General features: G+C 60.3%; 11 protein-coding genes. 7 read left to right on the top strand and 4 right to left on the bottom strand.

Annotated features, from left to right (window positions below):
- Positions 1 to 237 precede the first annotated feature (237 nt).
- Positions 238 to 1,116 (top strand): DUF2242 domain-containing protein, encoded by an 879-nt coding sequence (locus V0R60_RS24255; RefSeq protein WP_330080837.1) that lies wholly within the window; start codon positions 238 to 240, stop codon positions 1,114 to 1,116.
- A 214-nt stretch (positions 1,117 to 1,330) separates the two neighbouring features.
- On the opposite strand, the gene V0R60_RS24250 is transcribed toward V0R60_RS24255, so the two are convergent.
- Together V0R60_RS24250 and V0R60_RS24245 are read right to left on the bottom strand one after the other, a co-directional pair.
- Complete coding sequence (locus V0R60_RS24250; protein WP_136475221.1) at positions 1,331 to 2,371, bottom strand: AraC family transcriptional regulator; 1,041 nt, start codon at positions 2,369 to 2,371, stop codon at positions 1,331 to 1,333.
- A 6-nt stretch (positions 2,372 to 2,377) separates the two neighbouring features.
- On the bottom strand, positions 2,378 to 3,499 hold the full coding sequence (locus tag V0R60_RS24245) for a carbon-nitrogen hydrolase family protein (RefSeq protein WP_330080836.1): 1,122 nt from the start codon (positions 3,497 to 3,499) through the stop codon (positions 2,378 to 2,380).
- 193 nt (positions 3,500 to 3,692) lie between these two features.
- Between V0R60_RS24245 and V0R60_RS24240 the strand changes: the two genes are divergently transcribed.
- Both V0R60_RS24240 and V0R60_RS24235 read left to right on the top strand, forming a co-directional pair.
- Positions 3,693 to 5,729, top strand: coding sequence for an NADPH-dependent 2,4-dienoyl-CoA reductase (locus V0R60_RS24240; RefSeq protein ID WP_330080835.1), 2,037 nt, complete (start codon positions 3,693 to 3,695; stop codon positions 5,727 to 5,729).
- Between the two features lie 79 nt (positions 5,730 to 5,808).
- The gene (locus V0R60_RS24235; protein ID WP_330080834.1) at positions 5,809 to 6,705 is read left to right on the top strand and encodes a 1-aminocyclopropane-1-carboxylate deaminase/D-cysteine desulfhydrase; all 897 of its coding nucleotides are present in this window, start codon (positions 5,809 to 5,811) and stop codon (positions 6,703 to 6,705) included.
- Here the strand turns inward: V0R60_RS24235 and V0R60_RS24230 are convergent.
- On the bottom strand, positions 6,702 to 7,250 hold the full coding sequence (locus tag V0R60_RS24230) for a cytochrome b (RefSeq protein ID WP_136475225.1): 549 nt from the start codon (positions 7,248 to 7,250) through the stop codon (positions 6,702 to 6,704). The genes V0R60_RS24235 and V0R60_RS24230 overlap by 4 nt on opposite strands.
- Before the next feature lie 168 nt (positions 7,251 to 7,418).
- Between V0R60_RS24230 and V0R60_RS24225 the strand changes: the two genes are divergently transcribed.
- Entirely contained in the window at positions 7,419 to 8,705 is a 1,287-nt protein-coding gene (locus V0R60_RS24225; RefSeq protein WP_330080833.1) for an arsenic transporter, read from the top strand.
- A 21-nt stretch (positions 8,706 to 8,726) separates the two neighbouring features.
- Here the strand turns inward: V0R60_RS24225 and V0R60_RS24220 are convergent, their stop codons facing one another.
- The gene (locus V0R60_RS24220) at positions 8,727 to 9,677 is read right to left on the bottom strand and encodes a DUF1853 family protein (protein ID WP_136475227.1); all 951 of its coding nucleotides are present in this window, start codon (positions 9,675 to 9,677) and stop codon (positions 8,727 to 8,729) included.
- 135 nt (positions 9,678 to 9,812) lie between these two features.
- Here V0R60_RS24220 and V0R60_RS24215 point away from each other — a divergent pair, with 135 nt between their 5' ends.
- Genes V0R60_RS24215 through V0R60_RS24205 form a run of 3 tightly spaced genes read left to right on the top strand, consistent with a single transcriptional unit; the run spans position 9,813 to position 12,543 of the window.
- Positions 9,813 to 10,703, top strand: a complete 891-nt coding sequence (locus V0R60_RS24215; RefSeq protein ID WP_136475228.1) for an NAD(+) kinase — start codon at positions 9,813 to 9,815, stop codon at positions 10,701 to 10,703.
- A complete protein-coding gene (locus V0R60_RS24210; RefSeq protein ID WP_178084174.1) occupies positions 10,700 to 11,674 on the top strand; it encodes a metallophosphoesterase in 975 nt (324 codons plus the stop codon). The genes V0R60_RS24215 and V0R60_RS24210 overlap by 4 nt, the downstream gene beginning before the upstream one ends.
- The gene (locus tag V0R60_RS24205) at positions 11,671 to 12,543 is read left to right on the top strand and encodes a rhomboid family intramembrane serine protease (RefSeq protein WP_330080832.1); all 873 of its coding nucleotides are present in this window, start codon (positions 11,671 to 11,673) and stop codon (positions 12,541 to 12,543) included. The genes V0R60_RS24210 and V0R60_RS24205 overlap by 4 nt, the downstream gene beginning before the upstream one ends.
- The last annotated feature ends 10 nt before the right edge of the window (positions 12,544 to 12,553 follow it).

The following is a 12,553-nucleotide window of genomic DNA, read 5'->3' as shown; positions in this document are numbered from 1 at the left end:
CGGTAGTTCAGTCGGTTAGAATACCGGCCTGTCACGCCGGGGGTCGCGGGTTCGAGTCCCGTCCGCTGCGCCATATTGAAGCATCAAAGAAAGCGACCTACGGGTCGCTTTTTTTGTGGGCGTGCATTTTTGCGACAAGGGCAGAATTAATTTTCCAGGGAGATCGTCTGCCTGCGGTTTCGTAGATCTGCCGATGTGTTGCACAATAGGCGCCGATCGTTTTACTCAGGATTTGCAATGTCACAGTCAACCGTCTTCAGTGCGCTTGGGCTGGCCCTGGTGCTGGCGGGTATTTCAGGCTGTTCTTCGAAGAAAGCTGCCATCTACGAACACGAAAATTTCGACGATTCGGGAACCTATTCGCGCAGCTTCGCAGTGAGCGAAGCGGGTACCTGCGAGGCTGCCCGCCGCGCCTTGCTCAGCCAGGGCTACATCATCACCAGCAGCGATGCCGGGCAGGTCAACGGCAACAAAAGCTTCCAGCAGACCGGCGAATCGCATCTGCAGATCAGTTTCAATGTGGTCTGTGCCCGCGACAGCGGTGACGAGCAGCGTTCGACCATGTTCGCCAACGCCCTGCAGGACCGCTACGCGCTGAAAAAATCCAATACCTCGGCAAGTGTCGGGGTAGGGGTGCTGGGCTCGCTGTCGATGCCGATCGGCTCCACGGACGACTCGATGGTCAAGGTCGCCAGCGAAACGGTCACCTCGGCCAAGTTTTATGAGCGGTATTTCGCGCTGGTCGAAAGTTTCCTGCCCAAAGAGCAGAAGAAAAAAGTTTCGCTGAAAAAGCCGGTTGAGAAGCCCGCGCCCGTGTTGGGTGTACCTGAGAGCGTTCCTGTGGCTGCGCCAGCGGCCCTGGCTCCGGTCGAAACCGCAGCGCCAGTGGCAACCCCTGCAGTTGTCGAGCCAGCGCCGGCAGCGGCCGTACCGGTCGTCGAGGCTACACCGGCTCCGGTGGTCGATGACAGCAGCGGCTCGCAGCCGGTACCACCCCCTGTCGAAGCTGCGCCGATCAATGTTGAACCATCGACGCCAGCGCCGACCGCTACCGAACCTGCCTCGACCACGGCACCACAAGCACCTGCAGGCAGCTCTGAACAGGTTGCGCCGTAGGCAAGGATAATTTTTCCATCTGCTGCTACGTTGTGTTGATAAGCGTCATTGTCATTTTTCTTTCATCGCGGCACTTTAGGCTCGATGACGAATCTATGAAATGAATGAAAACGACGGAGCAGATGATGGACGACTATCAAGAAGAACTACTCGAATACCGCGCCTTTGAGCTTGACCCGCTTGAGCCTGCCGAAGATGCCACCGAGCTGTAGCATCAGCCGGTGCGCCGCTGGCTGCGGCGAAATTCTCCCGGGGTCATGCTGTTCCAGCGCTTGAATGCACGTTGAAAAGCTTCAGCCGAAGCAAACCCGAGCAGATAAGCTATCTCGCCAAAGGCCAGTTCGGTGTCGCGAATGTAGGTCATGGCCAGATCGCGACGGGTGTCATTGAGGATTGCGCGAAACTGAGTGCCTTCCTCGGCCAGCTTGCGTCGCAATGTCCAGGTAGGCAGTTGCAGGTGCTGCGCCACTTCTTCCAGATCCGGTTCCCGACCGCCATTTAGCAATGGTCCCAGCAAATGGGCGATGCGTTCGCTCAAGCTGCGGATACGCGTGCGTTGCTCCAGTTCCGCTTCACACAACTTCAATAGATGCTGCCAGGTGCTGGGGCAGTGTGCAGGATTGCGCAGTGCAAGGCTTGTGCGGTTGAGGTGTAGTTGATTGGTGGGGGCGCAAAACTGTATCGGACTGCTGCTCAAGGCCTGGTAATGGTCGGCATAGACCGGAGCGTCGAACTCAATCTCCACGCGATCGGCTACAAGGTTCACCCCGGCAAGGCTCGACAGCTGGGTCAGCCAGCCAGACAGCAAGGAGTCCACCACAAAACGGTTGTAAGCGTTGTAGGGGCTGATGGAATAAAACCGCAGCCAGGCGCCGCTGCTGTCTTCATGAAAGCTTGAGTGACCGCGATAGTTGGCCGCATACAGCGGTTCGAAGCGCAGCAGTGTGCGCGCCGCCTCGCCTACCGTCGGCGCCTGGGCGGCGGTAACCCCGGCGAGGCCCGCCTGGTTCAAACGACTGATTCGGCCCATATGCAGGCCCAGGGCCGGTTCCCCGGTCAGTTCGATGGCCGCGTGACCCAGGTGCATGTAACGCGGAATCGACAAGCGGGCCCCGGCTTCAGCCAGGCGCGCTTGGTCCAGCCCGTAGCGCTGCAGCAGCGCTGTAGGGTCGATGCCGCGTTGCTGCAGGGTTTCGCTGAGGCTCTGGATGAATCCGACAGACAGATCCCCCAGGCGCATCCGTGGCCGATTCATGCCGCACTACAACCACAGATTAAGCATGCGAGCGCCGTTGGCGCTGCTGCTTTGCAGGTTGAGTCCGGCGTGGTTGGCAAAGCCCTGGCCTTCGGCTACGACGTCCCAGAACCGTCCGTGCAGAAACACGCTCATGCTGCTCATGCCGCTGGGGTTGGCGCTGCGGGTCAGCTGTTGCCAGGCCTGGGCTTCACTGATTTCTCCAGGCTTGATCGGCAGTGAAGCCGCCAACGGCTGGTGGCGGTTGCCGCGCCAGGGCCCATTCCAACTGCCCTTGCCGCCGAGGAAGGCGGGATTGGCAAGGATCTGCGCCGACTGGTTGGCCAATTGTTGTTGATTGCTCGGGTACCAGCTATCGCTGCCGATCAGCACGCCCAGGCGTCCGGCCGGGGTCTGCAATACTTGCGGTGGCTGGTCGATGCCACTGCTGATGTAGCGGCGTACTTCACTGTCGGGGTGTTGTTGGCGCAGGGGCTGGCCGAGCACCGAACCGTCGCCGGCGAATACCAGGCTGCTGTTGTACAGCGCGCCAGAACCGACGTGCAGGGTACCCTGCTCGACATAGGGCGATGGCAAGATAATCGAGCCTGCCACCAGGGTCACGCCGAACTCTTTGGCCAGGTTACCGAAAACCTGCTGGTAGTCGCTGGCCATTTGCTCGGCCTTCATGCGCAAGTGAGCATCGGAGCGACGGTCGTCTCCTTCGGCGCCCAGCATGGCCAGGCCGTAACGGACCGGGTTGCTCAGTTCCAGCCACTTCCAGGCTTCACGGCGGTCAGGGACCTGGTACAGCTCGTTTTTCTCCCCGCGGGCCCAGAGCCAGGTGCCGATATGTTCCGGCAGGATGACGATAGTGCGGGCGTTAATCAGCCCTCGCGCACGAGCCTGCTCAAGGTAGGCGGAGAGTTTGCGCTGCAGGCGTTGCAGGTTCTGATAGTCGCTGGGGAACAGCTGCGGCTCGATACCCAGCAGGTTGCCGTGCTCGGTGGGGACGCCCTCACTCATGACCAGGTCGATGCGCAGGTCCGACAGGTAATGGCCTGTCGGCCGTCGCTCGGTCCAGAACCCGTAGCCACAGAGTGCGGCAATGACAATCAGCGCCAGGGCGCTCAACAGAAGTTTTCGCATGAAACAGCACAGCGCCGACGAGGGATTCGGCCTCTAGGGTAGACCTCGGGTGCAGTAGGATCAATAACTTGTCACTTTCGGTCATTGAGCCTTGTGCCCGTGCTCTTTAATGTCGGCCTCAGATAACTGACGGGCCCCGCCAGCCTTGGCGAGGTGCCCGCATCCTGTGATTACGCCTGTTGTGGAGTTCACTATGGCCGCCGCTCGTTACCCGCATTTGCTCGCCCCGCTGGACCTGGGTTTTACCACCTTGCGCAACCGGACCCTGATGGGCTCCATGCACACCGGCCTGGAGGAAAAGCCAGGTGGCTTCGAGCGCATGGCGGCCTACTTCGCCGAGCGCGCCCGTGGCGGTGTCGGCTTGATGGTTACCGGTGGAATTGGCCCGAACGTGGAAGGCGGGGTGTACTCCGGCGCTGCCAAACTGAGCACCCCGGAAGAAGCTGAAAAGCACCGTATCGTCACTCAGGCCGTGCATGAGGCGGGTGGTAAGATCTGCATGCAGATCCTTCATGCCGGTCGTTACGCCTACAGCCCCAAGTCGGTGGCGCCAAGCGCCATTCAGGCGCCGATCAATCCGTTCAAGCCCCGCGAGCTGGATGAAGAGGGCATCGAAAAGCAGATCCAGGATTTCGTCAATTGCTCGTTGCTGGCGCAAAGCGCCGAATACGATGGTGTCGAAATCATGGGTTCGGAAGGTTACTTCATTAACCAGTTCCTCGCCGCCCACACCAACCAGCGTACCGACCGTTGGGGCGGCAGCTACGAAAACCGCATGCGCCTGGCGGTGGAGATCGTCAGCCGTGTGCGCGAGGCTGTCGGTCCGAACTTCATCATCATCTTCCGTCTGTCGATGCTCGACCTCATCGAGGGTGGCAGCAATTGGGAAGAGATCGTGCAATTGGCCCAAGCGATCGAGAAGGCGGGTGCAACCATCATCAACACCGGCATCGGCTGGCACGAAGCGCGAATCCCAACCATCGCCACCAAGGTTCCGCGGGCCGCTTTCAGCAAGGTCACGGCCAAATTGCGCGGCGCGGTACAGATCCCGTTGATCACCACCAACCGCATCAATACCCCGGAAGTGGCCGAACAGATCCTCGCCGAAGGCGACGCCGACATGGTGTCGATGGCGCGTCCGTTCCTCGCCGACCCTGAATTCGTCAACAAGGCGGCGGCCGGCCGTGGTGACGAGATCAACACTTGCATCGGTTGTAATCAGGCCTGCCTGGATCACACCTTTGGCGGCAAGTTGACCAGTTGCCTGGTCAACCCACGTGCCTGTCATGAAACCGAGCTCAATTATCTGCCTGTCACTCAGGTCAAGCAGATCGCTGTCGTCGGCGCCGGCCCGGCCGGGCTTGCTGCGGCCACCGTGGCGGCCGAGCGCGGCCATCAGGTGACGTTGTTCGATTCGGCCAGTGAGATCGGCGGCCAGTTCAATGTAGCCAAGCGTGTACCGGGCAAGGAAGAGTTCTACGAAACCCTGCGCTACTTCAAGCGCAAGCTGCAGACTACCGGTGTGGAGGTGTGCCTCAACACCCGTGTCGATGTCGAGCAGCTGGCAAGCGCTGGCTATGACGAGATCATTCTGGCGACCGGTATCGCACCGCGCTTGCCTGCCATTGCGGGGATCGAGCACAGCAAAGTGCTGAGTTATCTGGACGTCCTGCTTGAGCGCAAGCCGGTGGGCCAGAAGGTGGCGGTGATCGGCGCTGGCGGCATTGGCTTCGATGTCAGCGAGTACTTGGTTCACCAAGGTGTGGCCACCAGTCAGGATCGCGAGGCATTCTGGAAAGAATGGGGGATCGACACCGCCTTGAATGCGCGGGGTGGTGTGGCGGGTGTCAAGGCCGAGCCGCATGCCCCGGCGCGTCAGGTATTCCTCCTGCAGCGCAAGAAAACCAAGGTCGGCGACGGCCTTGGCAAGACCACAGGCTGGATTCACCGCACCGGCTTGAAGAACAAGCAGGTTCAGATGCTCAACAGTGTCGAATACCTGAGCATCGATGATGCCGGTCTGCATATCCGTATTGGTGAGGGGGAGCCGCAACTTCTTCCAGTTGACAATGTGGTCATCTGTGCCGGGCAAGACCCGCTGCGTGAGTTGTACGATGGCCTGCAGGCTGCCGGGCAGTCGGTGCATTTGATTGGCGGCGCCGACGTGGCCGCCGAGCTGGATGCCAAGCGGGCGATCAACCAGGGTTCACGTCTGGCGGCTGAGCTCTAAGCTTAAAGCTTTGCGCGCGGCGGGGTGTCTGTCCCGTCGCGCTGTTAGACTGCTACATCCTTGTGGCAGCGATCTGTACATGACTGGCTTTGATGTTCTTCCCCATGCGCCTCTGCAACGACTTCAATTGGACTGGCTGCTGCCGTTCGGCGTTGAGCTGGCGGTGCTGCGCCTGGATCTTATTGACCCGCTGATCAGTGGCAACAAGTGGTTCAAGCTTGTTGAGCACTTGCGACTGGCTGAAAACGCCGGAGCCGCAGGTGTGATCAGCCTTGGCGGTGCGCATTCGAATCACCTTCACGCCTTGGCTGCTGCCGGTAAACGCTTCGGCTTCGCCACTGCTGGCCTGTTGCGCGGTCATCCACAAGCCACGCCCACGGTACGCGACCTGCAAGATTTCGGTATGCAGTTGCATTGGCTTGGATATGCAGGATACCGAGCTCGTCATCACGCGCAGTTCTGGCAGCCTTGGCAGGCACAATACCCGGGTTGGCATTGCGTTCCCGAAGGCGGAGCAGGGGCGCTTGGGGTCAAAGGCTGCGCCTTGATCGTTGAACAGGCGCAGGCCCAACTGGCGAACATCGGTTGGCTGGACTATGACGGCTGGTGGCTGGCGGCGGGTACCGGTACGACCTTGGCAGGGCTGGTGCTGGCCGAGCGCGGGGCTCATCAGGTTCATGGTGCCTTGGCAGTTCCATGGGACCACGGTGTGCCTGCGCAGGTCGAAGGCCTGGCCGGGACGAGCGGTTATCGACTGTATGACACCTGTCGTGGTGGTTTCGCCAAGGTCGATGAGGCATTGCTGGGGTTTATCGCCGCCAGCCAAGCGCAGTCCGGTGTGCCACTGGAGCCGCTTTACACCGGTAAGGCCCTGCTGGCGTTGCGTGAGCAGGTTGAAACAGGTGCTTTTGCGTCAGGCACACGGCTTATCTTCCTGCACAGCGGCGGCCTGCAAGGCCGCCGCGGCTTTGCCTAGTTGTTGCGCGGCAGCATGCGAATCAGGGTGTTATCTCGCTGCACATAGTGATGATAGAGGCCAGCCAGAGCATGCAGTCCGATCAGCCAGTAGCCCCAACTGCCAATGCGCTCGTGCCAGCCCTTGATGAATTTAGCCATGTCCGGATCTGGCGCAATCAGCGCGGGCAGTTCGAAGCCATAGAACGGAATGGGTTTGTTTGCTGCACTGAGAATCAACCAGCCAGCAATTGGCAGGCCGATCATCAACAAGTACAGGGCCAGGTGCATCAAGTGCGCAAGGCCGGTCTGCCATGCCGGAGGGGCCGGGACGATCGGTGGTGTCGGACGGCTCAGGCGCAGCGCCAGACGCAGCCACACCAGTACAAACACCGTCAGGCCAAGCATGAAGTGCAAGTCTTTCATCAAGTTGCGCTCGACGCTGTCCTTGGGGAACATTCCACGCAGTTCGATCAGCGCATACACGGCCGCCAACAACACCAGCATCAACCAGTGCAAAGCAATCGACAGGCCACCATAGCGGGCTACGGGGGTTTTAAGGGTCATGGTCATTCCTCGTGATCAGGTCTAAATCCGCGTTCTTCTAGACGCAGTGACATCACTGTAATCGCTGACAAGTGGATTACTCGTTAATTGCAACAAAAAATTGCTATCGGATTATTGATCTGTCGCTAGAATCCGGCATTTCTTCCCTTCGTGATCCTGGTTTCTCCCATGCTCATGGCGTCGTTGATTTTTCTGCTGACTATTACTCTGGTGATCTGGCAGCCCAGAGGCCTGGGCGTTGGCTGGAGTGCGACGGGTGGCGCTTTGCTGGCACTGCTCAGTGGCGTGGTGCACTGGAGTGATATCCCGGTGGTCTGGCAGATTATCTGGAACGCCACGGGTACCTTTGTTGCGCTGATCATCATCAGCCTGTTGCTCGACGCCGCCGGTTTCTTTGCCTGGGCGGCCCTGCATGTTGCGCGCTGGGGTCGAGGCAGTGGCCGACGGCTGTTCTGTTTCATCGTCTTGCTTGGTGCGCTGGTTTCGGCCTTGTTCGCCAACGATGGCGCCGCATTGATTCTTACCCCCATCGTGGTCGCCATGCTGCTGGCGCTTCGCTTCAGTCCGGCGGCGACCCTGGCATTTGTCATGGCCGCAGGCTTTATCGCCGATACGGCAAGCTTGCCGCTGGTCGTGTCGAACTTGGTCAATATCGTATCAGCGGACTTCTTCGGTATTGGCTTCAACCGTTATGCCGCGGTCATGGTGCCGGTGAACCTGGTCAGCGTGGTGGCCACCCTGGCGGTATTGCTGTGGTATTTTCGCCGCGATATTCCGGTCAACTATGACCCTCTGCAGTTGGATCGACCGCGCAGCGTGATTCAGGACCCCGCCACGTTTGTTGCTGGTTGGCTGGTGCTGGCGATCTTGTTGATCGGCTGCTTTGCCCTTGAACCGCTGGGAATTCCCATCAGTGCAATTTCAGCGGTGTGTGCGCTGGTATTGCTGCTGGTCGCCGCACGCGGACACAAGATCTCGACGCGCAAAGTGCTGAAAGAAGCGCCTTGGCACATCGTGGTGTTTTCCCTGGGGATGTACCTTGTCGTCTATGGCCTGCGCAACGCTGGTTTGACCGACGCCCTGGCCGGTTGGCTGGATGGCTTTGCTGCTGGCGGCGTGTGGGGCGCGGCCATGGGCACGGGACTGTTGGCAGCGTTGCTGTCGTCGATCATGAACAACTTGCCGACGGTGCTTATTGGCGCCTTGTCCATCGATGCAAGCTCGGCCACTGGCGTGGTCAAGGAAGCGATGATTTACGCCAACGTGATCGGCAGCGACCTGGGCCCGAAAATCACCCCCATTGGCAGCCTGGCGACCTTGTTGTGGTTGCATGTGCTGGAGCGCAAGGGGGTGAAGATTGGCTGGGGGTACTACTTCAAGGTCGGCATCGTGCTGACGCTACCAGTGTTGTTGCTGACGTTGGCGGCGTTGGCGCTGCGGTTGAGCTTGGGTTAGGGGGGGCAATCTATCGCCGGGTTAAGTGCAGGCTTCGTTCGGCCAGCCATCGCCAACAACAAACACGCGCGACGCTTCCTCCCAGTGATCGTCTGACCTTTGCACAAAACGCACCAGCAGTTGCGCAGGTGCCGAGGGATCAAGCGCCTGGAACCAGGTATTCAACCGTTGCGGGCTCCAGCACGCTTCATCGGTGCAGCGCGCGGGCGCGAGCCAGGCATGGCGGGGTAGGGGCTGCCAGAATCCGGGCGGGCTTTGTTCGACAAACGCCGGCCAGTCGCGCCGGTGCAGCCACTGTCCGCGCAAGTGCTGGGGATGAGCGCCCTGGGGTGGGGCGATGTGTTCTCCCGGCCAGGGGTAGAACAGATAGCCCGCTAGCCACAGTTGAGCGCTGAACTCCCCGATATCCAGTGCCGCCAGCGCTTCGCGACTTTCAGCGCGGGCGGAAATCGGCAATTGATGGTCGCTCAGATGGGCAAGCTTGCGATCCAGGCGGTCGTGGCAACCCGGCCCCAGCCAGTGCGCCGGGTCCTTGCCATTAGCTATTGCTGGCCCCAGATAGAGTTTGATCGCCAGTTCCAGGTGGTGCACCCCTTGCGCGTCACGCAAAAGGATATCCAACTCGCCCAAGGTGTGGCCGGCGGTGCGGATTGGCAGGTTCGCCGCAATCAACTCCACGCCTGGCGCCTGCTGCAAGGCAAACTGCCAAAGTCGTTCGTAGTATAGGCCCAGACGGCGAGTGGTGCCCTGGGCTAGCCATTGGCTCAGGGTGCTACTGTCGCCATCCAGGGCTTGTAGCCACTGCTGCAACCGCTCAGGATGCTGGACCCAGTCGCTGGCAGCCAGCGGATGGCGTTGCGGCCAAGGCGTTTCAACCAGCAGAGGAGGCGCGAGCAGGGTCCAGGCCAAGTCGCGTACTGCAGACTGGCGCAACTGGCGAGGCAAGTCGATCAGGCCGGGGAAAGGGTTCATCCAGCGAGCATAGTCGTTAAGCCTCCGGCCTTGGTGTTTTTCTCCGGCGTTTGCTGCCAGCTGGCGCTTTCGCCCATAATTGAACTCTTTGGCCAATTCGCCTTTTTACCCGCCGTAGTGCCTAGCAGGAGCCACATGGAGCAATTTCGCAATATCGGTATCATTGGCCGCCTTGGTAGCTCCCAGGTGCTCGATACTGTACGCCGACTGAAAAAATTCCTGCTGCAACGGCATCTGCACGTCATCCTCGAGGACACCATCGCCGAAGTACTGCCGGGCCACGGCCTGCAGACCTCTTCGCGCAAGTTGCTGGGTGAGGTCTGCGACCTGGTCATCGTGGTCGGCGGGGACGGCAGTCTGCTTGGTGCGGCCCGGGCCCTGGCCAAGCACAACACGCCGGTGCTGGGCATCAACCGCGGCAGTCTCGGGTTTCTGACCGATATCCGTCCCGACGAGCTGGAAGTAAAAGTCGCCGAGGTCCTCGACGGTCATTATCTGGTGGAGAATCGCTTTCTGCTCCAGGCGGAGGTTCGGCGTCACGCCGAAGCCATTGGCCAGGGCGACGCGCTCAATGATGTGGTGCTGCATCCGGGCAAATCGACGCGGATGATCGAATTCGAAATCTACATCGATGGCCAGTTTGTCTGCAGTCAGAAGGCCGACGGCCTGATCGTTGCCACCCCGACCGGCTCGACCGCCTACGCCTTGTCGGCGGGTGGGCCGATCATGCACCCCAAACTCGACGCCATCGTCATCGTGCCGATGTATCCGCACACCTTGTCTGGGCGACCGATCGTGGTCGATGGCAATAGCGAGCTGAAGATCGTGGTGTCCAAGGATCTGCAGATCTACCCGCAAATCTCCTGTGACGGCCAGAACCACTTCACCTGTGCACCGGGCGACACCATTACGGTGAACAAGAAACCGCAGAAGCTGCGCTTGATTCATCCGCTCGATCATAATTATTACGAGGTCTGCCGGACCAAGCTCGGCTGGGGCAGCCGCCTGGGTGGTGGAGGCGAGTGATGCTCGATCCAGCCCGTAGTTACGATCTGATTGGTGACGTGCACGGCTGTGCGCATACCCTGGAACGCCTGCTCGATGCCTTGGGTTACAAACGCCAGGGCGGGGTCTGGCGTCATGCTCAGCGCCAGGCACTGTTTCTGGGCGATATCATCGACCGCGGTCCGCGGATCCGCGAGGCGTTGCATATCGTCCACGACATGGTCGATGCCGGCCAGGCTCGTTGCATCATGGGCAATCATGAGTACAACGCCCTGGGCTGGAATACCCCGGCCTTGCCTGAAAGTGGCAAGCAGTTCGTGCGCGAGCATACCCCGCGCCACGGTCGCCTGATCTATGAAACCCTGACCCAGTTCGAACAGCATCCGGGCGATTGGCACGATTTTCTCGAATGGTTCTACGAGCTACCGCTGTTTCTCGATGCCGGGCGCTTCCGTCTGGTCCATGCCTGCTGGGACCCGCGGCTGATCGAACCGTTGCGCAAGCATCATCCCGATGGCTGTATCGACGAGCATTTCATCCAGGCTTCTGCCGAGCCTGAAAGCTTTGCGGCGACGGTCTGCAACCGCTTGCTGCGCGGCACCGACATGCGCCTGCCGGATGGTCTGACCCTGACCGGCGGTGACGGCCTGACCCGAGCCTTCTTCCGTACCAAGTTCTGGGAGGAAGACCCGCAGACCTACGGTGATATTGTGTTCCAGCCTGATGCCTTGCCCGAAAAAGTGGCTAGCACGCCGTTGAGCCACACGCAGAAGAATGCCTTGCTGCGCTACGGTGAAGACGAACCGATGCTGTTCGTCGGCCACTACTGGCGCAGCGGCAAGCCGGCGCCGATTCGTTCGAACCTGGCCTGCCTGGATTACAGCGCGGTGTTGTACGGCAAATTGGTCGCCTACCGTCTTGATGATGAAACTCGAATCGACCCACGCAAATTCGTCTGGGTCGATGTCGATCGGCCGGAGGCCAGTCAATGAGTGCAGTGGTGGTGTTACGGATGCCGTTGAACATCGACCTGAGCGGCTTTGTCGGCCTGTTGCGGCGCCTGCAGGTGCCACATCGGGTCAGCGAGGAAGGTGGCGAGCAGGTGCTGTGGGTGGCGGAAAACCTTGCCGAAGATGTGCGCGAGTTGTACCAGCGCTTTCCTCTGGGCGACGCTGACTTCCAACTGCCTGCCGATGCCGCCTTGGCGCCACCACCAAGGCCGCGGCTTGCCGAGCAGTTGCGCGCCAGCAAGGCTACCGCCGGGATACTTTTGCTGTGTTTGATCGTTGCCGGACTGACCAGCCTTGGTGACAACTTCGCCACCTTGAGCTGGCTGACCTTTCTCGATTTTCGCGTACAGGGTGATTACCTGTACTTCATCCCGTTGGCTACAAGCCTCGCCGATGGCCAGTGGTGGCGGTTGTTTACGCCGATGCTGGTGCATTTCGGCATCCTCCACCTGGCCATGAATGCCTTGTGGTATTGGGAGTTGGGGCGACGTATCGAGCTGCGCCAGGGATTCTGGGCGTTGCTGAGTCTCACCCTGTTGTTCAGCCTGGTATCGAACATTGGTCAATACCTGTTCGGTGGCCCGAGCCTGTTTGGTGGCCTGTCCGGGGTGCTTTATGGCTTGCTCGGGCATATCTGGTTGTACCAGTGGCTGGCGCCGAACCCGGTGTACAGGATGCCGCGCGGAGTGCTGGTAATGATGCTGGTCTGGCTGCTGTTGTGCTTGTCCGGACTGGTCAGCTTGCTGGGCTTTGGCCAGATTGCCAACGCCGCCCATGTCGGCGGGTTGTTGGTCGGTTGCCTCAGCGGGCTCTTGGGCGGGGCGCTGGCCCGGCGTAAACTTACGGCTTGATTTGGGAGAC

This window comes from Pseudomonas auratipiscis (assembly GCF_036324085.1).
GTDB classification, from domain to species: domain Bacteria; phylum Pseudomonadota; class Gammaproteobacteria; order Pseudomonadales; family Pseudomonadaceae; genus Aquipseudomonas; species Aquipseudomonas auratipiscis.
Note: the sequence above shows the minus strand (reverse complement) of the source record. Positions and strands in the feature narration are given on the sequence as shown.